Annotated in this window: 25 protein-coding genes; 12 read left to right on the top strand and 13 right to left on the bottom strand. The window is 54.8% G+C overall.

The window, feature by feature from the left end:
- Nucleotides 1-81: 81 nt before the first annotated feature.
- Together HOO88_06620 and HOO88_06615 are read left to right on the top strand one after the other, a co-directional pair.
- Nucleotides 82-1,365, top strand: coding sequence for a homoserine dehydrogenase (locus HOO88_06620; GenBank protein ID NOU36427.1), 1,284 nt, complete (start codon nt 82-84; stop codon nt 1,363-1,365).
- Nucleotides 1,366-1,450: 85 nt separating this feature from the next.
- Entirely contained in the window at nt 1,451-2,803 is a 1,353-nt protein-coding gene (locus HOO88_06615; GenBank protein ID NOU36426.1) for an aspartate kinase, read from the top strand.
- Between the two features lie 82 nt (nt 2,804-2,885).
- Here HOO88_06615 and HOO88_06610 read toward each other — a convergent pair whose 3' ends face one another.
- The 4 genes from HOO88_06610 to HOO88_06595 form a co-directional block, all read right to left on the bottom strand.
- Nucleotides 2,886-3,116, bottom strand: coding sequence for a hypothetical protein (locus tag HOO88_06610; protein ID NOU36425.1), 231 nt, complete (start codon nt 3,114-3,116; stop codon nt 2,886-2,888).
- Between the two features lie 415 nt (nt 3,117-3,531).
- Nucleotides 3,532-4,080 (bottom strand): hypothetical protein, encoded by a 549-nt coding sequence (locus HOO88_06605; protein NOU36424.1) that lies wholly within the window; start codon nt 4,078-4,080, stop codon nt 3,532-3,534.
- A gap of 22 nt (nt 4,081-4,102) precedes the next feature.
- On the bottom strand, nt 4,103-4,273 hold the full coding sequence (locus HOO88_06600) for a hypothetical protein (GenBank protein ID NOU36423.1): 171 nt from the start codon (nt 4,271-4,273) through the stop codon (nt 4,103-4,105).
- Nucleotides 4,274-4,396: 123 nt separating this feature from the next.
- The gene (locus HOO88_06595) at nt 4,397-5,323 is read right to left on the bottom strand and encodes a hypothetical protein (protein ID NOU36422.1); all 927 of its coding nucleotides are present in this window, start codon (nt 5,321-5,323) and stop codon (nt 4,397-4,399) included.
- A 171-nt stretch (nt 5,324-5,494) separates the two neighbouring features.
- Between HOO88_06595 and HOO88_06590 the strand changes: the two genes are divergently transcribed.
- Together HOO88_06590 and HOO88_06585 are read left to right on the top strand one after the other, a co-directional pair.
- A complete protein-coding gene (locus tag HOO88_06590; protein NOU36421.1) occupies nt 5,495-5,662 on the top strand; it encodes a hypothetical protein in 168 nt (55 codons plus the stop codon).
- Between the two features lie 5 nt (nt 5,663-5,667).
- Nucleotides 5,668-6,855 (top strand): NAD(P)/FAD-dependent oxidoreductase, encoded by a 1,188-nt coding sequence (locus HOO88_06585; GenBank protein NOU36420.1) that lies wholly within the window; start codon nt 5,668-5,670, stop codon nt 6,853-6,855.
- Here HOO88_06585 and HOO88_06580 read toward each other — a convergent pair.
- Together HOO88_06580 and HOO88_06575 are read right to left on the bottom strand one after the other, a co-directional pair.
- Nucleotides 6,841-7,308 carry a hypothetical protein gene (locus HOO88_06580; GenBank protein ID NOU36419.1) on the bottom strand — a complete coding sequence of 156 codons (468 nt, stop codon included), beginning with the start codon at nt 7,306-7,308 and terminating at the stop codon, nt 6,841-6,843. The two genes, HOO88_06585 and HOO88_06580, sit on opposite strands and share 15 nt — an antisense overlap.
- A gap of 17 nt (nt 7,309-7,325) precedes the next feature.
- Nucleotides 7,326-8,273 (bottom strand): hypothetical protein, encoded by a 948-nt coding sequence (locus HOO88_06575; protein NOU36418.1) that lies wholly within the window; start codon nt 8,271-8,273, stop codon nt 7,326-7,328.
- A gap of 86 nt (nt 8,274-8,359) precedes the next feature.
- Here HOO88_06575 and HOO88_06570 point away from each other — a divergent pair, with 86 nt between their 5' ends.
- A complete protein-coding gene (locus HOO88_06570) occupies nt 8,360-9,112 on the top strand; it encodes a hypothetical protein (GenBank protein ID NOU36417.1) in 753 nt (250 codons plus the stop codon).
- Nucleotides 9,113-9,182: 70 nt separating this feature from the next.
- Here HOO88_06570 and HOO88_06565 read toward each other — a convergent pair whose 3' ends face one another.
- The 4 genes from HOO88_06565 to sulP all read right to left on the bottom strand — a co-directional run bounded on the left by HOO88_06565 (nt 9,183) and on the right by sulP (nt 14,351).
- Nucleotides 9,183-10,403 (bottom strand): outer membrane porin, OprD family, encoded by a 1,221-nt coding sequence (locus HOO88_06565; GenBank protein NOU36416.1) that lies wholly within the window; start codon nt 10,401-10,403, stop codon nt 9,183-9,185.
- A gap of 11 nt (nt 10,404-10,414) precedes the next feature.
- Nucleotides 10,415-12,298, bottom strand: coding sequence for a cation acetate symporter (locus HOO88_06560; GenBank protein NOU36415.1), 1,884 nt, complete (start codon nt 12,296-12,298; stop codon nt 10,415-10,417).
- Nucleotides 12,298-12,579 (bottom strand): DUF485 domain-containing protein, encoded by a 282-nt coding sequence (locus tag HOO88_06555; protein NOU36414.1) that lies wholly within the window; start codon nt 12,577-12,579, stop codon nt 12,298-12,300. Before HOO88_06555 ends, HOO88_06560 begins: the two co-directional genes overlap by 1 nt.
- Nucleotides 12,580-12,698: 119 nt before the next feature.
- On the bottom strand, nt 12,699-14,351 hold the full coding sequence (sulP, locus tag HOO88_06550) for a sulfate permease (protein ID NOU36413.1): 1,653 nt from the start codon (nt 14,349-14,351) through the stop codon (nt 12,699-12,701).
- Between the two features lie 71 nt (nt 14,352-14,422).
- Here sulP and HOO88_06545 point away from each other — a divergent pair, with 71 nt between their 5' ends.
- The gene (locus HOO88_06545) at nt 14,423-16,051 is read left to right on the top strand and encodes an FAD-binding protein (protein NOU36412.1); all 1,629 of its coding nucleotides are present in this window, start codon (nt 14,423-14,425) and stop codon (nt 16,049-16,051) included.
- A gap of 20 nt (nt 16,052-16,071) precedes the next feature.
- Here HOO88_06545 and HOO88_06540 read toward each other — a convergent pair whose 3' ends face one another.
- The 3 genes from HOO88_06540 to HOO88_06530 form a co-directional block, all read right to left on the bottom strand.
- Complete coding sequence (locus HOO88_06540) at nt 16,072-16,773, bottom strand: hypothetical protein (protein NOU36411.1); 702 nt, start codon at nt 16,771-16,773, stop codon at nt 16,072-16,074.
- An 83-nt stretch (nt 16,774-16,856) separates the two neighbouring features.
- Nucleotides 16,857-17,117 (bottom strand): hypothetical protein, encoded by a 261-nt coding sequence (locus HOO88_06535; GenBank protein ID NOU36410.1) that lies wholly within the window; start codon nt 17,115-17,117, stop codon nt 16,857-16,859.
- A 246-nt stretch (nt 17,118-17,363) separates the two neighbouring features.
- The gene (locus HOO88_06530; protein NOU36409.1) at nt 17,364-19,934 is read right to left on the bottom strand and encodes a PAS domain S-box protein; all 2,571 of its coding nucleotides are present in this window, start codon (nt 19,932-19,934) and stop codon (nt 17,364-17,366) included.
- Between the two features lie 152 nt (nt 19,935-20,086).
- On the opposite strand from HOO88_06530, the gene infA reads away from it, so the two are divergent.
- From infA to miaA, 6 genes are all read left to right on the top strand, one after another.
- A complete protein-coding gene (infA, locus tag HOO88_06525) occupies nt 20,087-20,311 on the top strand; it encodes a translation initiation factor IF-1 (protein ID NOU36408.1) in 225 nt (74 codons plus the stop codon).
- A gap of 221 nt (nt 20,312-20,532) precedes the next feature.
- Nucleotides 20,533-21,132, top strand: a complete 600-nt coding sequence (locus HOO88_06520; protein ID NOU36407.1) for a hypothetical protein — start codon at nt 20,533-20,535, stop codon at nt 21,130-21,132.
- Nucleotides 21,133-21,198: 66 nt separating this feature from the next.
- Nucleotides 21,199-21,966, top strand: a complete 768-nt coding sequence (locus tag HOO88_06515; protein NOU36406.1) for an MBL fold metallo-hydrolase — start codon at nt 21,199-21,201, stop codon at nt 21,964-21,966.
- Between the two features lie 103 nt (nt 21,967-22,069).
- Nucleotides 22,070-22,702, top strand: a complete 633-nt coding sequence (locus HOO88_06510; GenBank protein ID NOU36405.1) for a TraR/DksA family transcriptional regulator — start codon at nt 22,070-22,072, stop codon at nt 22,700-22,702.
- A 9-nt stretch (nt 22,703-22,711) separates the two neighbouring features.
- Nucleotides 22,712-23,194, top strand: coding sequence for a signal peptidase II (lspA, locus tag HOO88_06505; GenBank protein NOU36404.1), 483 nt, complete (start codon nt 22,712-22,714; stop codon nt 23,192-23,194).
- The gene (miaA, locus tag HOO88_06500) at nt 23,181-24,083 is read left to right on the top strand and encodes a tRNA (adenosine(37)-N6)-dimethylallyltransferase MiaA (protein ID NOU36403.1); all 903 of its coding nucleotides are present in this window, start codon (nt 23,181-23,183) and stop codon (nt 24,081-24,083) included. Before lspA ends, miaA begins: the two co-directional genes overlap by 14 nt.
- Nucleotides 24,084-24,086 lie beyond the last annotated feature (3 nt).

Here is a 24,086-nt window from a genome sequence, read left to right as displayed (position 1 = left end):
CCTTAGACCTTAGGGGTTTGGAAATCTGTATTTGCCTAAAGCCTCAAGTCTAAAGTCTCGGGCCTGCCCGAAGGGCGATTTATGAAGGAAGTAAAGATAGGCATTCTGGGATTCGGCACGGTCGGTGCAGGCGTGGTTGAGGCTGTCCTCAAAAACGGCGAACTGATGGCGCAGCGCACCGGACTTTTTCCAGTCATTGGGAAAATCGCCGACCTCGATATTAAAACCGATCGCGGCGTCAAAGTGGATTCATCGCTTCTGACGACCGATGCGCTTTCTGTCATTAACGACCCGGAAATCGACGTGATTGTCGAGTTGATCGGCGGCGTCAAGCTGGCCAAGGATTTCGTACTGCGCGCGCTGAAAAACGGTAAACCGGTGGTCACGGCCAATAAGGCCTTACTGGCGGAAGCCGGCCACGAACTGTTCGAGGCCTCCGTCCAAAGCGGGGCGGGGCTCTATTTTGAAGCCAGCGTCGGCGGAGGCATTCCGGTTCTGCGCGCCTTGCGCGACGGCTTGGTCGGAAACAAGATCAAGAGCATGTACGGCATTCTGAACGGAACCTGCAATTACATCCTGACGCGCATGGAACGCGAAGGGCTCGATTTCGACGCCGTGCTGGCCGACGCCCAGAAGCTCGGTTACGCTGAAACGCCGCCGGATCTGGATATCGACGGCATCGACACCGCTCACAAAGCGGTGGTGCTGGCTTCGCTGGCTTACGGCGCGCCGGTTTCGATGGACGCTTTCACGATTGAAGGCATCCGCGGACTGTCGCATCGCGAAATCGAATATGCCGACGAACTGGGCTATCGCATTAAACTGCTGGCCGTCATCCGCGAGGTAAACGGCGAGATCGAAATGCGCGTCGAGCCGTCGCTGGTGCCGAAGAAACATCTGCTGGCGGCGGTGCACGATGCATACAATGCGGTCTTCGTCGAAGGCGATGTCGTTGGCAGTACGCTTTATTACGGACGCGGCGCAGGCCGTCTGCCGACCGCCAGCGCGGTGATCGGCGACATCATGGAAGCGGCGGCAGGCAAGGGCGGATGCAGTGATTGGCTGCTGAAGAACAAGGCTCTGCCGGTGCGCGACGCGGCGAATATTTCCATCCGCTGCTATTTGCGCCTTTCGCTGAAAGATCAGCCGGACGTGATTGCTCAGGTCGCGCATGTGCTCGGCAAAAACAAAATCAGTATCGGCGCGGTTATGCAGAAAGAGCAGAACGCGGGCGAACAGGTGCCGGTGGTGTTTCTGACTCACAAGGCGCTGGAAAAGAACTTTGTCGCGGCGATGGAGGAAATCGAGCGGCTGAATGTGGTGGATGGCAAACCTGTCCGCATGGCGATTGAAGATTTTGAATAAAAAATTCACCACAGAACACACAGAAAACACGGAAAGGATCCGTTCAGTGTATTCGGTGTATTCCGTGGTTAACGGGGATTGAACAATGAAAGTAGTTAAATTCGGCGGGACATCCGTCGCCAATGCAGAGCAGATTTCGAAGATTGTAAAAATTGTCACGGCCGACACCGACCGCCGCATCGTGGTGGTTTCCGCGCCGGGCAAACGGAATAAAGCCGACACCAAGGTCACCGACCTGCTGATCGCGCTGGCGAACACCGTCATTGCCGGAAAAGATTTTGAGGCCGACCTGATGGCTGTGGTGAATCGCTACGCCGAAATTCAGCGCGACCTGAAACTGCCGGAAGCCGTGACCAAAACCATCGAAGCCGATTTGCGCGGACGTATTAAAGGCCGCGGCAAAAACGACGCACAGTTTATGGACGCCATGAAAGCCGCTGGCGAAGACTGCGCCGCCCGTGTCATTGCTGAAGCCTTCACCAAGGCCGGATTCCCGGCGAAATACGTCAATCCCGGCGAAGCGGGCATGCTCCTGAGCGACGATTTCGGTAACGCTCAGGTGCTCGACGAGTCCTATCCGAAGCTGGCCGCGCTGAAAAACATCAAAGAAATCGTGATTTTTCCCGGCTTCTTCGGCGTCACCAAAGGTGGCGACGTCGCGACGTTTCCGCGCGGCGGTTCCGACATTACCGGTGCGATTCTTGCCGCGGCGGTTAAGGCTGACGTCTATGAAAACTTCACCGATGTGGATTCCGTCTGCTCGATGGATCCGCGCATCATTGAAAATCCGCCCGCCATTGACTGTATGACCTACCGCGAAATGCGCGAACTTTCCTACGCCGGTTTCGGCGTTTTCCACGACGAGGCGATTGTGCCCGCTGTGCGCGCCAATATTCCGATCTGCATTAAGAACACCAATAATCCGGCGGCTCCCGGCACCATGGTTGTGCCGAAGCGCGCGCCCGGCGAACAGACGGTGGTCGGTATTTCCAGCGCTCCCGGCTTTTGCGCCGTTTACATCGATAAATATATGATGAACCGCGAAATCGGTTTCGGCCGCCGCCTGCTTGAAATTCTGGAAGACGAAGGCATTTCCTTTGAACACACGCCGTCAGGGATTGATAACATGTCCGTCATTCTGGCTTCGGCCAATCTGCCGGCGGCAAAAGAAGAAAAGGTTGTCGCCCGGATTAAAGCCGAATTGAAACCCGATGCGGTGCTGGTCGAACACGGACTGGCGCTGATCATGGTCGTAGGCGAGGGGATGCATTATACGCCCGGCATGGCCGCCAAAGCGACGCAGGCGATGTTCTCCGCCGGTGTGAATCTCGAAATGATCAATCAGGGCGCGTCGGAAATCAGCATGATGTTCGCCGTCAAAGATACCGACCGTGAAAAAGCTCTCCGTGCTCTTGGTAGCGCTTTTTTTGGGATTTAGAGTCTCGCGCAACCGTCTTCGCTCTGCGGGCTTCGCCGAGTCAAGAAGTCGCCAAGTTTTCCAGACATTGGAAGCGACTCGGCTATTTAAACGGAAGGGTTGATATTTTGACGGGAATGTCTTTCTCTTTATTCACCTGACTGAGGCGGACTTTGAAGGCAGCGGCCCATTCTTCCTTCCGTTCAGCTTTCGGACCGATCACCACCTCTTTGATGATGGGCAGATGGTCGATTTTCAGCTCGATGTAGGTATGTGGCGGCGTTTGGGTGTCGTCCAGTTGAATATCACTATGGTTTGCAGGTTTCGGAATCACAACCCGACATTCGTTTTCATATCCTGCTTGACGGGTTTCAAGATGGAAGAGGGATCATTGCTCTGGCCAGCGGCTGGAAGCCGCTTCCACACGTGGGGAACGTAGATGCGACGCCCTCGTCGCATTCATTCATAGTAAAACGCGACGAGGGCGTCGCGTCTACGCTTCCATAGTTCAGAAACGCTCTGCGCCTTGGCGGTCAAAAATCTTCGATGTTTTGAAAGCGGCGTCGAGCCGCCGCACTCCAGAGCGCTGCGCGCGGCTCCATTCGCGGTGATTCGCGTCCATTCGAGGTTAATTTTTCCAAAATGTAGACGCGGTGTCCTCACCGCGTTATCCATGCTAAGAAACGCGGTGAGGACACCGCGTCTACGTTTACAGTCATTGGAAGCTCTCTGCGCCTTGGCGAGGAAAGTTAAATTCCAAATGCCGAGAGATTGACGCCGAGTTTTTTGAGCATGTCGAGGTAGACGCTGTAGCGTTCTTTGAGTCCGGCGAGCTGGGCGGTGTACTGGCTCAGCTGATTTTTGAGGGCAATACCTTTTTCGCCGAGCATGTCGGCCATCGGCAGAGCCTTCAGCTGGCTGGTCAGTCCGGCGAGCTGATCTTTTTTCTCAAGTAGAACTGTTTTGTAGGTGTTGGCGTAGGCCAACAGTTCGGGCTGTCCTAGGGCGGCGGCTTTGGCCTTGATGTCCGCGATCGGCTGGTTGAGCTCGGCCATGACCTGATCGGGCTTAACCGTTAGCGCGCTTTTGACAGCTTCAACTTTCTGGGCGACTTCTTTGGTGGCGGCCTGAGCCTGTGCCGTGACTGCGGCGACTTTGCCGGTTATCTGTGCCACGGTTGTCGGCATGGCAGGTTTTGCGGCGCTTACCGCCGGGGCAGATGGTTTTTCCTCTTTTTTGGAACAGCCTGCGCTCAGAACCAGTCCCGCCGCCAATGCATAGAATACAACCTGTTTCATCGTTCGCCCCTTTCGTTTAGGTTCATGCTTTCCGGTCTGCTCCGACTTTAGCGGAACCGAAGGCGCTGTACAGCCGCGATTTTCCGATGAGGAGTTTTAGTGTGGAAGAGGCATCCTTGCCTCTGGCCAGCGGCAGGGATGCCGCTTCCACATTATAAAACGTAGATGCGACGCCCTCGTCGCATTCATTCATAGTAAAACGCGACGAGGGCGTCGCGTCTACGCTTCCATATTAGAAACTCTCTGCGCCTTGGCGGCTTTGCGCGAGGCTCTAAACTCCGAAGGCCGAGATATCCACGGCGTTCAAACGCTTCGTCTATTTAATTCCGTCGAGAACCATTTTGGCGTTTTCATCGATGCGGCGGGCGGTCTGTTCGAAATGAATCCGCTGTGCTTCGGTGAACGGTGTTTTGATCGGATGAACGCCATCTTTAAACAGCACGCAGGGCAGGGAAATCATGCAGTCTTTGACGCCGAAGCAGTCGGTCATAAAGCAGTCTGCGCTGTAGGCCGTTCCGTCTTCCGAAAAGTACGAATGAACCATCTGTGCGCCCAGTACGCCGGCGGCGGCCGAACTGCCCCGGCCCAACGACTTCACAATCCGGTCGCCGGATGAACGGGTCAGTTCGAGAATTTTTTCCCGGTCAGTTTCCGAAATCAGATTGGTCAGCGGAACGGCTCCTACGCGGGCGGTTTCCCATAGCGGCATCATGGTGTCGTCGTGAGATCCGGCAATGAAGGCGTCGACCGTTCCGGTAGGCAGTTTCAGGCACGAGGCGATGTAATACCGGAATCGCATGGTGTCCAGTCCGCAGCCCATTCCGATGACATGCATTTTCGGGAAGGTTCTTTTCACGATGGTGGAAAGTACGTCAACCGGATTGGTGATAATCAGGAAAGGAGCCGCCGGAACTTTCCGGTTCGCGATTTCCGCGATGTCTAAAACGATTTTGGCGTTTTGGATCAGCAGGTCGATGCGCTTCTGGTCTTTCTGACGGGGAGCGCCTGCGGAGAAAACGACCATGTCGGCTCCTTCAAAGGCTTGATCAACCTGATCGGTTCCGTCGCAGGAACACTGCACGACGTTAAACAGACAGTGGGAGAGGTCGAGGGCCATACCTTCTGCCACGCCGGGCCGTACGTCGTAAAGCGCGACATGCGCCGCATTACATGAAAGCAAATGTTTGGCGATGCTGAACCCGACTTGTCCTGCTCCGATAATCAATACTTTTGGAATGCTCATACTGTTTTCTGTTCCGTTTCTTTTGTTTACCACGCGATGGATAAAAAATCGCACTCTCTCAATCTCAGAAACCAGTATCAAAAGAAAGGAAAAAGAAAATAGTTCCGGTTGCTGAAATCTTCCGGCAACTGGAACCTTTCCGTGTTTTGTTCGGTGGTGTAGTCTCCGGCCATGGCAAAATTTTATAAACTGCCGCTGGGGTGTCTGACGCTGATCCTGCTGGTGATTGCCGTCTGGGTGGCGATTCAGTTCATTTTTATTCCGGCGGCGGAGCGCGATGTCCGGCGTAACGGACACACGCTTAAAGACTACACCGACCGGCTGTTCCATGGACGTTAAGCCAAATGATTTCTTCTGATGTCATCATAATTGGCGGCGGAGCGGCGGGAATTTTCGCCGCCGCGGTCTGCGCCGAAGCCGCGCCGGAGCTGAACGTTCTCGTGCTGGAGAAGGGCGCGAAGCCGCTGGCGAAGGTACGCGTTTCCGGCGGCGGGCGCTGTAATCTGACGCACCAATGTTCCGATATCCGCGAGTTCGTGAAAAACTATCCGCGCGGCGGCGCGGAACTGATCGGTCCGTTTCACCGCTTCGGCCCGGCGGAGACGGTCGAGTGGTTTGAATCGCACGGCGTACCGCTGGTAACGCTCGACGACGGTTGTCTTTTTCCGCGCTCCGATACGTCTGAAGATGTCATCAACGCGTTGCTGGCAACCGGCGTGAATGTCCGGACGAACGCGGAAGTTTTCAAAGTCCGGAGATTTGACGGCGGATTCAACGTCAAGCTGGCGGACGGCGAACAGCTTAGTTGCAGGAAACTGCTGGTGGCGACCGGCGGCGGCGAATTTATTGAAGGGCTCGGCCATACGATTGAACCGTGTGTGCCGTCGCTTTTTACGTTTAACACGTCGGACAAAGAGTTCACCGCGCTGGCCGGAATCGTCGTGGAAGATGTCCGCGTCAGCGCGCCGGGACTGAAAGCCGACGGCGCACTGCTGATTACGCACGGCGGCGTCAGCGGCCCGGCGGTTTTGAGACTTTCGTCGTTCGGTGCGCGGACGCTGGCGGAAACAAATTACCGTTTTGAAATGAAAATCAACTGGCTTCCGGCGCAGAGCGAGGAACAGGTTTTTCAGACGCTGGAAAAATTCCGCGCCGCCTCGCCGCGCAAGCAGGTCGGAACGTGGTCGCCGGTCGGCCTTTCAGCCAGACTCTGGAAACTGCTGGTCGCTCGTGCCGGTGTGGATGAAGCACGCGAGTGGGGCGCATGTCCGGTCAAGGCGTTGCGGCATATCGCCGCGCAGGTCAGCGGTTTTGTTCTGCCGATTACCGGAAAAAACCGGCACCGCGAGGAGTTTGTCACCTGCGGCGGCATCCGGCTGAAGGAAATCGATTTTAAAACGATGCAAAGTCGTTTGGTTCCCGACCTTTATTTCGCCGGTGAAGTGATGGACATCGACGCGCTGACCGGCGGTTTCAATCTGCAAGCGGCCTGGACGACCGGCTATCTGGCCGCGCAATCACTGCTGAACTGATCGGGTGAATTTCAGCGGTTCAGAAAACAGAAACGGGTTGTTCCGGTGAACCGCCAGATCGTTTAATAGCTCTTCGGCGGTTTGGCATTTGGCGGAGACGACTTCCGGATTGAGTCGGTAAACGGACAGACCGTCCGGAGTCAGTTCGTATTTCGCAAAGAGGTATTTTTGTTTTTCGGCATCTTTCAATTCCAGCTGGATCAGGTTCAGTCCGGCGGCTTTGATTTCGAATCCTTTGAAGGTCAGCTCGTCGCCGCCCTCGGTGTAGATGACGCTGTAATCCGTTCCGGATGTTTTAATTTCTATTCGAACCGGTTTTTCGTTGGCGGGTTGCCCGCTCCATTTTCCAGCCAAGGCCGGGTTGGCGGGCGCGGAAGGAGTCTGACTCAGCGGAATGTCGTAGTCGCATCCGGCGAGAAACAGCAGAATCGCAGGCAGTATTAGCTTTTTCATTTTTTCTCCTTGGCGGTTCAGGGCAGGTTGTATTCTTTTTTTATCCAATCGATTGCTCCGTCAGCAAGGGCTGGCGGAAGAACCGGGTTTTCATCCAGATAGACTTCGATGTGGTATTTCGGAATCTGACTGACAATAAATTGAGCCTGATAGGACACGTTGTCGCGATCACTGTTGCCAAGCAGAACATAGGCGCGCAGATCCGGATTTTTACGGAGGAAGTCAGGGTTAAATCCGGCCCTTTCAATGCCCCTGAAGTCGGGATCCTGAAGAATAATTCCGGCGACGGGCCGCATGGTAGTGAAAAGGGCTGCCGGAATTTTCCCGGCAGTGAAGATGCGGTCTTTGGCGATCCGGAAGCGTGCGGTTACATCATCGAACGCGGCGAGAAAGTTTCCGTTGATCGTCTTTCCCATCTGCTCCTGCGCGACATCGGGCAGGATGACAACGATCCATTTTTCTTTGCGGACACGTTCCTTTACGCTGTCCCAGAGTGCGGGCGCTTCCAGAAAAAGACAGGTGTAGTGCCGATCCGATCCGTGATAGCCCGGCGGAAGGTAAACATCATACGCATATTTCCCGTGTGCAGGGCGGATGGATTCGGGAAGGGCTTCCCAGTTTTCGGTTTTGCTGTATGCGCATCCGGTTTGGATGACGTGGTCTTCCGGATAAAGCTGTTTTTGTTTTTCCAGTTCCACTCGTTCCGCCGCGCGGATTTCTTTGGCCTTCAATGCGCGCTCCTCGGTTTTGCGCGCATATTCCTGCGAGAGATTGATTCCGGTCACGATGTCGTTTTGAAGGGTTACTGTGCCGGTCTTGAACAGAAGAATTTCCTTTCCATCGCGCCGCATCGAACCGTTCGGTTCGCCCAGTTCGGCGAGAACTGCGGTACGGGACGCTCCCTTCTCGATGCCGAATGCCATAGCAGAGACGAGCAGGAGGCCGGAGAACAGAACCTTTTTCATGTTCCGGAGTTTACCGGACACAATCCGGAAAGACAACCTGCGAACAGTTGACTTCCCGGCTGAGATTGCTTACACAAGCCCGCACAATGAAGCCTGTTTTTCTGTCTGTAATATCGTTCCTTTTGCTGCTGCTTGGCGGCTGTTGTAATTTTGCTTCGCTGGAAGGAAACGGCCCCGCGACCCGAAGAGAGTGGGCGGACTATCTCCCCGTTTCGACGCCTCAGCAAATGGATCAAATTCGGATCGAAGCTGAATCCAGCGATGTGGCGTTGACCTTTGAGCGAGGAGCCTATGTTGGATACAAAGCCAAGCTTCATAGGGAGTTTGTCTGGAGCGTTCCGGCCGGGCCGTATCGCGAACGGTCGTTCTGGCTGCCCGACGCGAAGCGCGGCGGGCGCAGTTTATGTATCAAGACCGATTGCTGGGGTACAACCATCCTGCCGTTTTTAGCCGGTCTCTTTGTCGCCGGTGATTCGGAAGTTTATGACTATCCGCGCGGCGACTGTCTCGCTTACCAGAGGTTTATGCGGGCCGGTATCATTCCGCTGGTGGCATACGAATCCAGTCTAATGCCGGTCACCAAGGAACAGCAGATGCCCGGATGTCCGAATGTGATGGCTCCGGATTCGCTTTGCCGGGTCACAACGACGCTGGACGGCGTTAAGCAGGATCAAATGGGCGACTGCTTTGTCTGGCCCTCGACTTCGCTCAGCCGGGTCAAATACGACCGGCTGACGTCCTATTACTTTCTTTGCGGCCTCGTGGCATTCGGCCAAAAGAATGATCGGGCCTATATGCAACTGGCCTGGATACCAATCCGGCTCTGGTCGATGGAATAATGAAGCATTCCTTCGGCATGAAAAAAGCGCTCCGGATTTCCGGAGCGCTTTTCTTAATCAACCGTCGAATTTAGAAGTCGTAGGTGACGAAAAGCCGAGCGTCGGTGGCAACGGTATCACCCGTAGTGCCGCTCTTGCTGTCGCGATAGCCCGCGCCGACTTTGAGTGCGACGGTGAGGCGATCGGTGATCGGCTGTTTCACGACGAGGTCGAGCTCCTGCCCGTCTTTCATCCCCGTGGTGCTGAGGTTGTCTTGGCAGGTATAGTTGTAGAGTGCATAAAGCGATGTCTTGCCGATCTTCGTGCTTGCTTTGAGGTAATAGTTATCTGCGCCGCCGTTAAAGATTCCGGAGTAGATCATCATGGATGAACCCAGCGGGTGGTTGATGCCAGTGGTGGTTTCCTGAAAGAGCAGGTTGTCGCCGCGGATACTGAGAACGCCGGGTTCCAGAGTGACTCCGCCGATCTTCTGCTCAATCGAAGTTCCGAACATGTCGGATTTGTGATCCACGCCTTTGCCGACGTTTTCTTCATGGCGGTAATAGCCGTTGATGGCGGTGGTGTCCGTTAGGGTGTATTTGACACGGCTGCCGGCGATGTTGGCAATGTCGTAGGCATAGGCGTCATAGACGGCTACTTCAAGATTGGTGATGCCTTTGTAAACGCCTTCGATCCATGAGACACCGTGTGTTCCGTAGGCCGTCGTTCCGAGGGTATCTTCGATGTTTTTAAAGCGCCATTTGTCTCCATCGTCCTGCCAGTTGCTGAGACGATTCGCATGTCCGACCGTCAGCACGGTGTTGGGAATATCTTTCGTCGTCAGAAGAGCCGCTTCCAGCGAGCGGGGTTTCTGGCGGAATTCGTCGGCGCGGAATACCTCGCCGTTGACGACTTGCCGTCCAGCTTTGACAAACGTGTTGGTCAGCCCAATTGCGCCCAAGTTGTATTTCAACCAGGCTTCAGTCAGCACATTAATGCGTCCATTGCTCAGAAGGGTTTTACCGTTGTTGCTGTCGTCACTGGCATTCAGCGGTTCCGCATAATCCCAAACAAACCCGGAACTGAACCCGGCCAGCTCCGGAGAGGTGTATCCGAGGCGCAGACCGGCGGTTGTTGAGTAGGCGTTCTCCGGGCCGGAGGCGGGGCTCTCAAAATCCCGGTACATGCTGAGAGTCTGAGCGCGAGCTGTCCAGGTTCCGTAACCGAGGTCGTTGATCGGCTTGAGTAGGCTGTCCGATGCGGCGCAGCTAAGAGTGATGACGCTGAGGATGAATAGTATTTTTTTGATCATAGGAACTCCTTTCAGTTCTTATTTTTTTTCTGAGTCAACAACGATACAACCACCAGCGTGATGAAGCTGAGCGGGATTGAGATGATGCCCGGCTGGTTGAGGCTGTGCAGCGCAGTTGCCGGATTGAGCTTGTACTGCACATACATGTCCGGCGAGGTGAGGATAATTGCCAGCGCGGAGATCATGCCGACACCAATCGACCAGGCAATCCCCTTCGAGGTCGTCTTTTTCCAGAACAGAAGCATGATGATAGCCGGCAGATTAGCTGAGGCGGCCACCGCGAAGGCCCAGCCGACCAGGAAGGTCACGTTCATACCCTGGAAGGAAATTCCGAGGCCGATTGCAATGATGCCAACCACAATCGCGGCGATTTTTCCGGCTTTCACTTTCTGATGATCCGTCATTTTGACGTTCATAAACTTATCCATCAGATCGTGCGCCACCGCACCGGAAGCCGCGACAATCAGGCCGGAAACAGTTCCGAGAACCGTCGCAAAGGCGATCGCGGAGATGATGGAGAAGAGCACCAGACTGAATGAGCTGGCCAGCAGCGGGGCGGACATATTGTCATCCGTCATATCAATTACGCCGAGCGTCATGGCCCCGAGACCCATAAACAGCGTCAGGACGTAGAAGAATCCGATTCCGCCAATGGCCACGATGGTCGATTTGCGGGCATCGCGCTGTGACGGAACGGTGTAGTAACGGATCAGAATATGCGGCAGAGCGGCGGTACCCAGAAAGAGTGCCAGCATCAGCGAGATGAAGTTCATCTTTTCAACCGGGGTCTTGGTCTTGAATTTCTGACCGGGAACCAGCAGGTCGGCACCCTTGGTGACCACTGGGCAGAAAAGTGTCACGTGTGCGTCGCCGTCTGTCAGCTTGACTTGTGCGCCTTTCGGATAGCGCACCACCTCGGCCCGGGAGAGAGCGGCCAGATATTTAAACGGGCCGATCTTGCCGGTTTTGTCGATCTCGCTGCCGTTTTCGTCAAGCAACTTGGTTACATGCCCAACCGACTTGAACAGATTCGCTTCTTTGGGTGCACCGTTATAGAGCGTTCCGGACGGTGTCACGGTTTGGGACTGAACCTCTTCCAGTGAGGCTCCTTTGATCAGCCACCAGCTTTCGATGCCGTCTTTTGCCAGTTTTGCAAAACTCTTGCCTGATTTTTTGTCGTCCGTTTTTGCGACAAAGGAATATCCGTCAGCACCTGTCGTCATTATCGTTGCGGCATTGAGTTGCTTCGGGAAGAAGGTTTTGCTGCCCGGCTCGGTTGAAAGACCTTTATTGAGCACCGCAATGACAAGCACGGTGGAGAAGATAATCAGCAGTCCGCCCTTAAGGAACTGGACGTAGGTGGTGGACGTCATGCCTGCGGTGGCCACGATGGTGATCACAATCGCGCCGACCATAATCACGCCAACCCACTGCGGAAGACCGAGTAACGGTGTAACCAGTGCTCCGGCACCAACCATCTGCGGAATGAGATAGAATACCGAAACGGCCAGTGTGCTGATGGCCGCCATCAGCTGAATTCCCTTCGAGTTGAATTTGGAGTCCAGCGCGTCGGTAAAGGTATATTTGCCGAGGCGTTTCATCGGTTCAGCGACTACAAACAGCGCTACAATCCAGCCGGCGAGGTAGCCGATGGAATAGAGGAATCCGTCATAGCCCATGGTGGCAATCATGCCGCAAATTCCGAGGAAGGAAGCGGCGGAGAGATAGTCGCCGGCGAAAGCGACCCCGTTAACAAACCAGTGAATGGTTCCGCCTGCGGCGAAGTAGCCGGAGGCCGATTTGGCTTTGCGCGCATAATAGAAGGAGAGTCCGAGCACAAAACCGACGAACATCAGGAAAATTGCCACGGCAATGGGGCTGGCTGTGTAATTCATTATTTCGACTCTCCTTTATTCATCTCATCTTCTTTTTTCGTACAGACGTGGTTGTAGATCAGCCCGAGGATGAGCGCAAAAACGATCAGCGCCATGCCGTAGATGATGGCCAGATTCACTCCGGCCAGTACCGGTGTTTTTAGCGTTTCGGTGGCGAAAACCGCCAGCGTGACGAAACCCGCATAGATTGCGCAATAAAGCCAGAACAGCTTAATGCCTAACTTCGCTTTCCAGTCGGACGCATTGTCCTTTTCAGTCTGAACCGCCGGTTCGTGCAACATAATGATCTCCTTTGTTGAGCTGATAAAACAAAGCCGAAGTTTTTACTGTCAAATACTCATCAAGGAAAGCGATTTAATCGGCTATTTTGACTTATCCCGCTGGCTGGCCATTTCTGATCCTAGATAATCCGTCTGGCATGATCCAGCGCATGGGCGATGTCTTTATGGATATTGGCGTGGCCGATCTTTTCAATCAGACCGGCTTTTTTCATGGCGGCGGCAGGCTGTTTGTGAATACCGGAAAGCAGCAGGACGGTGCCGTCGCGGTGCGCGGCGGTGACAACGCCTTCCAGTGCCCGCAGGCCGGTGGCATCGATGGCCGGAACATTCCGCATTCGCAGAATGAAAACTTTCGGCATGCGGATTTTACTGATCTCATCCTGAAACTTGCTGGCGGCACCGAAGAAGAACGGGCCGTTAATTTCAAACACCTCGACGCCTTTCGGCACGTTGAACCGCGTCAGCGCATTCGGATCGTCTTTAGCGCGCTCTGTGTCATCCAGATCGATCACACCGACATTCGTCACCGCTTCCATGCGGCGCATAAAGAGCAATGCGGAAAGCACGACGCCGGTCTGTATGGCGACGGTCAGGTCGGCAAAGACAGTCAGAAAGAAAACGGTAAGAAGAACGAGGATGTCGCTGCGCGGACTGTAGAAGAGTTTCACGAAGAAATGCCATTCGCTCATGTTGTAGGCGACAATCAGCAGGACGGCGGCCAGTGCGCACATCGGAATCAGCGCGGCGTAATGGCCGAAGAAAAGGAGGATCAAAAGCAGCGTAATGGCGTGAACAATTCCGGCCAGCGGAGTCGTGCCGCCGTTTTTAATGTTCGTGGCCGTGCGGGCAATTGCGCCGGTCGCCGGAATGCCGCCGAACAGCGGCGAGGCGATATTGGCGATGCCCTGCGCGACCAGTTCCATATTGGAGCGGTGACGCTGGCCGGTCATGCCGTCGGCAACCACGGCGGAAAGCAGCGACTCAATCGCTGCCAGCAGCGCAATGGTCAGCGCGGGCTGAAAAAGTCCGCGCATCAGTTCAAGACTGACGGCGGGAAAAGCAAACGCGGGCAGATGATTTGGTACACCGCCGAAGCGGCTGCCGATGGTTTCAACCGGCAGTTTCAGTAAGGTAACCAGCAGAGTGGTGACGAGAATCGCGACCAGCGAGCCGGGAACACGGCGGGTGATGCGCGGCCAGATAATCATGATCAGCAGCGCCAGCAGTCCGAGCGCGGACGAAAGTGGATCAATCAGGTGCAGGTGCGTGCCGATGGCTTCCAGCTTACCGATGAATTCGCCGGGAAATTTTTCCAGCTTCATGCCGAGGAAAGCGGGAATCTGTGTGACGGCGATAAGGACTGCGATCCCGGTGGTGAAGCCGATAATCAGCGGATAGGGCAGATATTTAAGAACGGAGCCGAGGCGGCAGACGCCCATCAGGACGAGCATGACGCCCGCCATCAGCGTGGCGACGGTGAGTCCGGCGACGCCGTAGTGCTGGACGATGCCGTAAACAATCACGATGAACGCGCCGGTCGGCCCGCCGATCTGCACCTGACTGCCGCTGAAAAAGGAAATGATGAAGCCGGCAATGATGGCGGTATAAAGTCCCTGTTCCGGCGTCACGCCGGAAGCGATACCGAAAGCGATAGCGAGTGGCAGGGCGACGATACCGGTGATGAGTCCGGCGATGAGGTCGTTGGCGAAGCGCTTCAGCGAATAGCCCGAGCGGTAGCAGGTGAGAATCTGCGGAATCAAACGCGTATGCATGGAACTCCTTTTTGGTCGCAAAAGAAAGCGTCCGTCATATACCTTTCCGTTTTGAATTAAAGAAAAATCCTATGAAACTCCGTATTAACCAGCTCGATTTGCCGCCGGGATACACGCCCGACCAGCTTTTGAAGGCCGCCGCCAAGGCGCTGAAATGTAATCCGTCGGCGCTGAGCGGACTGAAAACCATCCGCCGATCGATTGATGCCCGCGGACGTTCGCCCCGTATGACCGTCGCCGTCGAAGTCGAATTTTCCGGCAAACTCCCCGCCGGTCTGCGCGATGTTGAGGAAGTTTCTGAACTCCGAACCCTGATCTCCACTCCCCAATCATCAATCATCAATCTTCAATCGCCAATTCTCGTGGTCGGCGCCGGTCCCGCCGGACTGATGGCCGCGCTCGGTCTGGCGGAAGCCGGGCTCAAGCCGCTTCTGATTGAACGCGGCGAAGCCGCCGCGCCGCGCGCCAAACGGGTCGAAGCCTTCTGGAAAAACGGAACGCTGGATGTTGAAAGCAATGTGCTCTACGGCGAAGGCGGCGCGGGACTTTTTTCCGATGGCAAGCTGACATCGCGCAGCAAAGACCGTCCGCGCGTCCGCCGCTTTCTCGAAGCGCTGGTGAGTTGCGGCGCGTCGCCCGATATTCTGATCGACGCCGAACCGCACATCGGCAGCGACGTACTCGAAGAACTGGTTCCGGCGCTGCGCAACCGGATTATCGAACTCGGTGGCGAAGTGCGCTTCGGCGCGCGGCTCGACCGGCTCGAAATTGAAAACGGCGCGGTGCGCGGCGCGGTGATTTCCGGCGAACAGTTCCGTACTGACTGCTGTGTGCTGGCGACCGGCCATAGCGCCCGCGACATCTACGAAATGCTGGCAGAGCAGGGCGTACCGCTCGAAGCCAAGCCGTTCGCTGTCGGCGTGCGGCTCGAAATTCCCCAGCACCGGATTGATACGGCACAGTGGGGCGGCAGTTTTCCAACGCTTGGAAAAGCAAGTTTCCGGCTGACGCGCCGCGAAGAGGAAAATGCCCGCGCCTGCTATTCCTTTTGCATGTGTCCCGGCGGACTGGTTATTGCCTGCGCTTCGTCGGCCGGTCTGATGACCACCAATGGCATGAGTCTGTCCAGACGCGACAAGCCGATGGGAAATGCCGCTTTTCTCGTTCCCGTGATGACAGAAGATTTCCCAATTGTAGCCGCCCGCCGTGAGGGCGGTAAAAAATCCGAGGTCACGGACCTCGGCTACAATGTTTTAGCTGGAATCGAATTTCAGAAAAAACTGGAAGCTGCGGCGTTCGCGGCGGGCGGATCGGATTATTCTCTGCCTGCCCAGCGGTTGGTGGATTTTTTGGAAGGCGCGGCACCGTCCGATCTTCCGGCGGAACGATCCTGCACGATGGCCCGTCCGGCGCAACTGCGCGGACTGCTGCCGGAATTTGTCGAACACACCTTACGCAGTGCCGTGCCGAAAATGCTTCGCAGTATGCACGGCGTGGTTTTGGACGAAGCACTGCTTTACGCATCTGAAACGCGTAGCTCCAGTCCGGTACGGATTGTTCGCGGCGAAGACGGACAGTCGGCGATTCGCGGACTCTATCCCTGCGGCGAAGGGGCGGGCTACGCCGGCGGCATCGTCAGCTCCGGCATCGACGGCCTGCGTATTTCCGAAGCGGTGGTTGAAAAAATGGAATTAGGCTGAACGCTCTGGTTCGGTGTTTTTTATAGTGCTCCCATTTTTGGGAAATTCATCACATTGATTACCTTGTAGTGTTCACGCAGTAAATCTTTCAAGCCTTGGGCAATTAAGAGGTTTTTCAATAGGGTATATTGTAATGATCCATCAGTATATTCTTTCACCATTCTTTTGGAGTATTGACCATCGGAATGTTGAAGGACTCCATTAAAAATGTAATCGAAATCTGATCTTCCTATTGCGTGCTGGATTGCCTTCTTTCTTGTTTTCAAGTGGTTGAGATAGTCGTCAGATACATCAGTTCCTTCAGACGATATGGCCTCATACTTCATTGATGGGTGAGGGCTCTTCCGGTTGAAGGCGCTTTGGTAAAGGTTGGTGATTGCTCCGTAATGAATACCGTCCCGATTGTTGAAAAATATTGTTCGGTATTCATTTAGTGCTGCGCGCACTTGATCGATCTCATTTAAAAAATATCTGCGTCCATCTGGGTGTCTCCCCGCAACAAAACTGTTTAGAACGGGTAAGTGGTCGTATCTGACAATAAACGCCATTGATTGCGCCTGTTCATTAATCGTTAGTAACGGGAGAGGAGCTGTTGAGCTAACCCTGAACTGAACGGAAGATGCATCAAAGGCGGAGACAATTTCATTCGCCTCCTCGAGGATTGAGAAGGCTTCGCTTTCGTTCTTTCTAAACTTTTCAGTTATTTGAGGTGGTATATCCATTATTTATACCGAACGTTTCTCGTAACTCTGAACGGACGGAGCCAGCGATAGAGGGAGAGCGGTGGTTCGAACCCTTTTTTTGTTCAACCTTTGTCCATGCCCCCAAATTTACTTTTCATCCATTCCAGAAGACTTTCCCACCACGGAACGATAAGAGTTTCTTCCATAACAGCCAGAAAGAAGCCCCCTATCAAAGCAGAAAAAATCAGGCCAAAAATCTTTTCGAAAAGACCGAGTTCGCTTTCGAAAAACAATCCAGTAAATCCAACAATAATAACCGTTAATATTCGAAGGGGGTCGGTTGGATCAATATTCCTGCTTTCTAGGAGTCTAGTGATCATCATCCAGATTATTGGGAGTATTACTAGAGCTAAAATTAGGAACCACATAAGTAATCCAATTGTTTTTATTCGAACAGTGTTATTAGCCTTACTTCAGTTTTTTAACGGGGTTGATTCACAACGCTTGGAATGTAGCGCGGCGGGTGAATGTCGACAACCCGTAAATTTTCCCATACTCCAACACTCCGATACTCCCACACACCCACACTCACATACTCCCATACCCACCTCCCACCCCCCGGCACTCTCCTACTGCCCGGCGGCGGTACCGAGGAAGTCGTAGCTGAGTTTGGTCTGGAAGGTGGAGATTTTTGCCAGCACGTTTTGCAGGTTTTGCCGTTCGATTTCTGTCATGGCTTCGATGTCCACCTGGTCATTCGCGGATGAGGTTCCTTCCATGGCGATGAGCGGGGTGTAGAAGCGCATGTGCCAGAGATAATCAAAGACATAGCTCATCTCGAGTCCGGTTTGCGGCTGCAGAATTTCCAGCTCCTGCAACCGCCGGATCCGTTCGAGTGTTCCAATCTCTGGAAGATTGTGTTTGAGCGCATAGATGCGGGCGAAGGTTTCAATCGGTTTGAGACTTTCTTTGATGTTGATTGTTTTTTTGCCGTCCTGTTTCCGGGTTTTCAGATGGCCGAACAGGGTCAGCGGCGCTTTGTATTGCAGGCAGTTGTTGGCGTAGTGCATGAAAAATTCGGGGTTCTTCTGCGTCAGTGCCTGGACATACTCTTTAAGTTCCTGCACGAGTTCGTCGCTGCCGAAGGCGCAGCGGAGGTCAAAAAAGACATTCACATCGCGAATGGACTGCGGGGTGGCCTGCACGATCCATGTGCGGAAATGATCTTTCCACTCCGACAGGGAGAGACACCATTTCGGGTTGGCCGCCATCAGGCCGCCGTGGCAGTAGGGGCATCCCGCCTGCCTCAGCCGCCCGCAGACTTCATCGCCGATGAGGAGAAACTGACACCGAGTTTCAATCAAACGATCCTCCGGAACATCGGCGAAGACCAGCGCATTGTCTTGGTCGGAAAACAGAGTCATGTCGTGGCGTGCATTGCTTCCGAGCGAAAGAAAGGCGAACGGAACGGGCGAGGGGGAGGCATCCAGTGAAAACTGGATGAAGCGGCGGATGGCGGCATCGAAGGATTCACCGATCATCTGCCGCAGAATTTCGGTACGGGTTCCCCGATCCGTTAGCAGGCGGATTTGCGCGGGAAGTTTTTTTAAAATATGAACCACTTCGCCGGCGGTCCGGGCCTGTTCAATTTCATCCGGCAGGGTGTTCAGTGGTTGTCCGGCGGGGGCGGACGGAGCGGTATGGTGAAATCCGCGCAGGGTTTCTTCCGGACCGCGCGCCAGGGTTGAAAACAAAATGACGTGGCCGTGTTTTTGTGAAAAGAACAGCCGTGATGTGGAAATCCAGACATCCAGCAGACGGCTGTCTTTGGTTTGCAGCACGGCGGCAAAGCCGGCGGAAGAGGCGGATCCGGCGAAGAGTTTTCGCAAGTGATCGGCGGCAAAGAAGTTGACCTCTGCGCCCGGAGCCAGCAGAGAGCAGATATCCATAGCCGCCAGTTCCTTTTCACTGTATCCGGTCATGCGGTGGATGGCGTGGTTGGAGTAAACGGTTTTTCCGTCGACTTCAAGAATGGAGCCTTCGCCGGAGGCTTCGACCAGTGCCCGGTAGCGGTCTTTGGCCTCGCGCAGGCCGCTTTCAGCGTGTGTGCGGTCGTGTTCGATCCGGCGACTCTGGAAAACCAGATTGCCGAGAATGGCAAAGAGAACCAGTGTGATGATGCCGTCAGCAATCAGCAGTTTTCTGGAAAGGCGCGCCATTTCGGCCTCAACGTCGTGAATGTAAATTCCGGTTCCGATGATCCAGTTCCACTCGGGGATTTGAAGCACGTAGGAGAGTTTCGGCGCGGTGCGTGTCGGATCATCTTTCCATTGCCAGCGGTATTCCAGATAGCCCTCGCCGTTGTTTTTCACGAGCCGGACAAACTCCGCAAACAGTTTTTTTCTGCTCTTGTCTTCCCGGTCGGTGTAGTCGGTCAGATCTTTTCCGTTCAGATCGGGGCGGTAGGGATGCATCACCATGGTCGGATGCATGTCGGTGATCCAGAAATAATCTTTGCGGTCATCCCCGTAGCGCAGCTGCGCGACCTCCGCAGCGGCTTCAGCCTGCGCCGCCGCGCGCGTGATCTGTCCGCTTTTCTCCTGATTCACATAAAAGGCAATTGCGCTGGAGGCCGTCTGTGTCAGTTCGCGGATCATTCCTTTTTTCTGCTCCATCATGTTCTGGCGGAAGAGCGGAACGATCAGAGCGAATGACGAGGCGGCGAACAGAATGGCGGCGAAAACGGTCGGCCAGACAATCCGCCAGTAGAAGCCGGGCGACAGCTGTGGGGTCTGTTTTTTTGGATCGGCTGTGCCTTTAAAGTATTCTGCCAGCTCCGCCTCACTCAGAATGGCTTCCCGGGTTCCATGCTCATGATACTTTTCAGTGAACGTGCCGTTTTCAAAATCTTCCTGATTGGGTATGTACCCGTCGTAATCGTCTTTCAGGTGGCTTTCAAAAACAGCCTTGATCTGCTCACGGGTATAACGGCCTTCAAATTCCTTGTACGCCTCCTCAAGAGCTTCCGCGCAGTGGCGGTATTTGCGGTGGTTATAAGGATCATAGGATGGCTTGTGTCCGGCTTTCTGAAAGTCGTTATAACTCTCTGCGTCAAAAAAACCGTCAATCCATTTATGGATATCCTCGGCCCTCAGGCCCGTCCGTGACTCGCTCTGCTCGGCATGCTGAACAATCTTCATGATCGCTATCATAGGCTGGTCGGGCGGTGTTGTCAGCACCGGCCTTGGCAGATTGCGCCGTACTGAAGCCGTTGTTTAAAACGGCTGATTTTCGGCTTGTTTTCAATATCGGGGAAAGAATATACAGCGCTTCAAATCGGTCAGGAGACTGTATGGCGAAAGATGAAGGCAGTTTGGTTTCATTGGACGGGACGGTGATCGAGGTGCTTCCCGGCACGATGTATCGCGTGAAGTTCGATAACGGACACACGGTGCTGGCGCACGTCTCCGGCAAGATCCGCAAAAATTTCATCCGCATTTCCATCGGCGACAAAGTGACCGTTGAAATCTCCGCCTACGACCTGACCAAGGGCCGCATCACCTACCGCCACGCCTGAACCGGCTAAAGCCGGAACTACGTACCCTTTACACCGACCGGCTAAAGCCGGAACTACATGACTTTTACACTGACGGGACTAAATGCCTTGTGAGCTGAATGGCTATGGACAGGTATGTAGTTCCGCCTTCAGGCGGATTGATCTGACAAAGAATTTATGATGCAGTGAGCGCACGGTCAGGCAAGTAGTTCCGGCTTCAGCCGGTCTTTGAGGGCGATGAAATGTATGAATGGCGCGAGATGACACCGGAGAAACGCGAGGAGGTTTTGCGCCTTCGCCGTCAAAGCCGCGTACCGTGGCACAGCCCGCCGCATTATACAGAGCCTGGCATTCATCATTATCACCTTGCCGGTGCGTGTTATGAGCATGCTCCGATTCTCGGCCATACTCCCGGGCGGATGGCGGACTTCGAATTCCGGTTGCGTACGGTTTTAATCGAAAACGAAAACCGGCTGGCGGCATGGTGTGTTCTGCCGAACCACTGGCACGCGCTGGTCTGCACAAAAGACCTTGCATCACTGATTTCAGACATCGGGAAATTACACGGGAGAATGTCATTTGAGTGGAACCGGGAAGAAAACCGGGCCGGACGAAAATGCTGGCACCGGTGCTCCGACCGGCGGATCCGTTCGGATGCCCATCGTCTGGCGGTGATGAACTACATTCATCACAATCCCGTTAAGCACGGCTATGTCCGCCGGTGGGAGGAGTGGCCGTTTTCAAGCGCGGCGGAATTCATCGAAAAAGAAGGACGCGAACGGGCGCTGGAGCTGTGGAAGGACTATCCGGTTGGTGAAACAGGTAAAGGGTGGGATGATTAAGATCGATTTTTGACGAGGGCCGCGATTTGACGTGCAATCGAGGGCCTTGGAAGTTAAACGACTGTCATGAAAATCACCTTCCTTGGTACGGGAACTTCGCACGGCGTTCCGATGATTGGATGCGGTTGCGCGGTCTGCCGGTCGGATAATCCGAAGAACAAGCGCCGCCGGTGCAGTCTATACGTTCAGGCGGGCGGAAAGCATCTGCTGTTTGATACGCCGCCGGATATGCGCGATCAGGTGCTGACGTTCGGTGTCGAGCGGGTCGATGCGGTTTTTATCACCCATCCGCACGCCGACCATATTTTCGGTTTCGACGACATCCGTCGCTTCAGCGACATGCAGAAGGCGCACATTCACGTTTACGGTTCGCCGGAAACTATCGTCTCGATGCGTGTGAAGTTTGATTATGTCGATAGAACAAGCCACTCGTTCGGCGGTGTGCCGCGCGTGGTCTTTACGGAAATGGCCGCGACGGTTGATGTCGGCGGCGCGACGGTGACGCCGATTCCGGTGATGCACGGCGAGGAAGCGGTTTACGGATTCCAGGTCGAAGCGGACGGCAAACGGCTGGCGTATATTCCTGACTGTTCCGGCATTCCTGATCAAAGCTTCCGGATGTTGGAACGTCTGGATGTGATGATTTTGGATGGCCTGCGTCCCGGAAAGCACGCCACGCACTTTTCGATTGAGGAGTGCGTGGAGCATTTACAGCGGATCGGCGCGAAGCGGTCGTTCCTGACGCACCTAACGCACAATTCCGATCACGACGAACTTCAGGCTGTTTTGCCCGCCGGCATTGAGGTCCCGTGGGATGGATTGACGGTTTCCTGAAATCCGGCGGGATGTCGATTGACACCCTGCTGGTGCCGTGCTAAAAGCACCCCTCATTTTTGATGCGGGACATTGATTTTGGATAACGGGAAGGGCTTTGCGAATGGCTGTTAAAAAAGTTTTGAATAAGAAAACGGCTAAAAAAGTCGTGAAAAAGACACCGGCTAAACCGGCGGTCAAAAAAACAATTGCCAAGAAGACCCCGGCTAAAAAAGAAGCGGCCAAAAAGGTTGTGGTTAAGAAGGCCCCCGCCAAGGCAAAGCCCGCCGCGAAGAAGGCCGTCAAAAAAATCATTCCGATTCCCGTGCATAAACCGGCTGCTCCAGTGCTTGCCGGGCCTGCCGCTAAGAAGCTGACCGCCAAGGAAGCCCGTGAATTCAAGGATGTTCTGCTGACGCTCCGCGAACGCGTTTCCGGCGAATACAGCACGCTGTCCCGCGATAATCTCGAAGCCAACCAGCGCGATCCGTCGCTGTCCGACCAAGGAACCGACACGTTTGACCGTGAAATGGAGCTCAACATGATGGGCAGCGAGCAGGAAGTGATTTTCGAAATCGACGCGGCGCTTCGCCGGATTGAAAAAGGCACTTTTGGAATTTGTGAACTGACCGGTCAGCCGATCAATATCGAACGCCTTCAGGCGCTTCCGTATGTCCGCTACACCGTTCGCGCCCAGTCCGAACTCGAAAAAGGCCGCGCTCATTACCGCCCCTTCGGCGGTACCATGCGCAGCTAGGAGAACTCCATGCTGGTACTCATTCTGGGCCTGATCGTTGTTCTGTTCGATCAATGGACCAAGCTGTGGGTACGCGCTGACTTCATTTATGGCGGCGACCCGCAGTCCGTCATTCCCGGATTTTTCAATCTGGTTTATGTCCGCAACGAAGGCGCGGCGTGGGGCATACTCGGCGGGCAGATGCCGATACTCATTCTCCTTTCCATCGTGGTGCTTGTTCTGCTGGCGGTCTATCACCGCAAGGTGCTCAATCCGACGCTCGACCACCGCATTGCGCTCGGCCTGATGGTCGGCGGAATCTGCGGCAACCTGATCGACCGTATTCGTGTCGGCTATGTCACCGACTTTCTCGACTTTTATATCGGCCCGTACCACTGGCCGTCTTTCAACGTCGCCGATTCCGCCATCTGCATCGCCGTGGGTCTGTATATGCTTTCATCGCTCTGGCACACCCGCCATCCGCTGAAAAACGACTCCAATGACTCTGAATAAACCCAGCGCGTTCGTGCTCGTCGGTCCGACGGCATCGGGCAAAAGCGCCGTCGCCCAGATTCTGGCTGAGCGAACCGGCACGGCCATCGTTTCCGCCGACTCGATGAATATCTATTGCGGCATGGATATCGGCACGGCCAAGCCGTCGCCGGAAGAGCGGGCGCGGGTTAAAACGTTCGGTATCGACCTAGCTGACCCGACCGAACCCTTCAGTGTCGGCGACTGGCTCAATGCGGTTCGTCCGGCTTTCCAGTCATCGGAAACTCCGCCGATTGTTGCGGGCGGCACCGGGCTTTATGTGAAATGTCTTCTGCAAGGACTCGACGATCTGCCAACCGCCGACGTGGCGCTGCGCGAACGGACGGAAAAAATGACGCTCGCCGAATTGCAGGCCGAGGCGCGCACCGCCGCACCGGAAGCTTACGAAGCACTCGCCGATAAAGAAAATCCGCGCCGCCTCATCCGGCTTTTGGAAGGAAAGAAAACTTCCGAAAGCTGGAAGAGCGAAATGCCGACGGTTATTGGACTGCACGTTGAACGCGACGATCTTCATCGGCGAATCGCGGAACGGGTCGGAAAAATGTACGCGGGCGGACTGCTCGAAGAAGCGCGTGGATTAATGGAACTCAAACTTTCTTCGACCGCGCAGCACGCCATCGGTTATGCCGAAGCCTTCGCCGTCCTGCGCGGAGAAATGGCCGTCGCCGAAGCCAAAGAAAAAACCGTCATCCGCACCCGCCAGCTTTCGAAACGCCAGATGACCTGGTTTCGCCATCAGCTCAACGTAGAGTGGGTCAAAACGGCGGATTATCCGGACGAAAAAAGTCTGGCGGATAAGGTTGCCGGCGTGTGGGAAAAGGGTGGAGCCGTTCCGGTGAAGGGCGTATAAGCT

Source organism: Kiritimatiellaceae bacterium, assembly GCA_013141415.1.
Classification (GTDB): Bacteria; Verrucomicrobiota; Kiritimatiellia; order Kiritimatiellales; family Tichowtungiaceae; genus Tichowtungia.
The sequence above is the reverse complement of the archived record's forward strand: the minus strand, read 5'-3'. Positions and strand labels throughout refer to the sequence as shown.

Bases quoted from the DNA above. Each gene is read 5' to 3' on its own strand.
- HOO88_06520 (NOU36407.1), top strand. From the start codon at position 20,533: ATGTATGAATGGCGCGAGATGACACCGGAGAAACGCGAGGAGGTTTTG.
- miaA (NOU36403.1), top strand. From the start codon at position 23,181: ATGACTCTGAATAAACCCAGCGCGTTCGTGCTCGTCGGTCCGACGGCA.
- HOO88_06545 (NOU36412.1), top strand. From the start codon at position 14,423: ATGAAACTCCGTATTAACCAGCTCGATTTGCCGCCGGGATACACGCCC.
- HOO88_06510 (NOU36405.1), top strand. From the start codon at position 22,070: ATGGCTGTTAAAAAAGTTTTGAATAAGAAAACGGCTAAAAAAGTCGTG.
- HOO88_06605 (NOU36424.1), bottom strand. From the start codon at position 4,080: ATGAAACAGGTTGTATTCTATGCATTGGCGGCGGGACTGGTTCTGAGC.
- HOO88_06615 (NOU36426.1), top strand. From the start codon at position 1,451: ATGAAAGTAGTTAAATTCGGCGGGACATCCGTCGCCAATGCAGAGCAG.
- HOO88_06580 (NOU36419.1), bottom strand. From the start codon at position 7,308: ATGAAAAAGCTAATACTGCCTGCGATTCTGCTGTTTCTCGCCGGATGC.
- HOO88_06620 (NOU36427.1), top strand. From the start codon at position 82: ATGAAGGAAGTAAAGATAGGCATTCTGGGATTCGGCACGGTCGGTGCA.
- HOO88_06560 (NOU36415.1), bottom strand. From the start codon at position 12,298: ATGAATTACACAGCCAGCCCCATTGCCGTGGCAATTTTCCTGATGTTC.
- HOO88_06515 (NOU36406.1), top strand. From the start codon at position 21,199: ATGAAAATCACCTTCCTTGGTACGGGAACTTCGCACGGCGTTCCGATG.
- HOO88_06565 (NOU36416.1), bottom strand. From the start codon at position 10,403: ATGATCAAAAAAATACTATTCATCCTCAGCGTCATCACTCTTAGCTGC.
- infA (NOU36408.1), top strand. From the start codon at position 20,087: ATGGCGAAAGATGAAGGCAGTTTGGTTTCATTGGACGGGACGGTGATC.
- HOO88_06600 (NOU36423.1), bottom strand. From the start codon at position 4,273: ATGAATGAATGCGACGAGGGCGTCGCATCTACGTTTTATAATGTGGAA.
- HOO88_06585 (NOU36420.1), top strand. From the start codon at position 5,668: ATGATTTCTTCTGATGTCATCATAATTGGCGGCGGAGCGGCGGGAATT.
- HOO88_06575 (NOU36418.1), bottom strand. From the start codon at position 8,273: ATGAAAAAGGTTCTGTTCTCCGGCCTCCTGCTCGTCTCTGCTATGGCA.
- HOO88_06590 (NOU36421.1), top strand. From the start codon at position 5,495: ATGGCAAAATTTTATAAACTGCCGCTGGGGTGTCTGACGCTGATCCTG.
- HOO88_06530 (NOU36409.1), bottom strand. From the start codon at position 19,934: ATGAAGATTGTTCAGCATGCCGAGCAGAGCGAGTCACGGACGGGCCTG.
- lspA (NOU36404.1), top strand. From the start codon at position 22,712: ATGCTGGTACTCATTCTGGGCCTGATCGTTGTTCTGTTCGATCAATGG.
- HOO88_06555 (NOU36414.1), bottom strand. From the start codon at position 12,579: ATGTTGCACGAACCGGCGGTTCAGACTGAAAAGGACAATGCGTCCGAC.
- HOO88_06535 (NOU36410.1), bottom strand. From the start codon at position 17,117: ATGATGATCACTAGACTCCTAGAAAGCAGGAATATTGATCCAACCGAC.
- HOO88_06595 (NOU36422.1), bottom strand. From the start codon at position 5,323: ATGAGCATTCCAAAAGTATTGATTATCGGAGCAGGACAAGTCGGGTTC.
- sulP (NOU36413.1), bottom strand. From the start codon at position 14,351: ATGCATACGCGTTTGATTCCGCAGATTCTCACCTGCTACCGCTCGGGC.
- HOO88_06570 (NOU36417.1), top strand. From the start codon at position 8,360: ATGAAGCCTGTTTTTCTGTCTGTAATATCGTTCCTTTTGCTGCTGCTT.
- HOO88_06540 (NOU36411.1), bottom strand. From the start codon at position 16,773: ATGGATATACCACCTCAAATAACTGAAAAGTTTAGAAAGAACGAAAGC.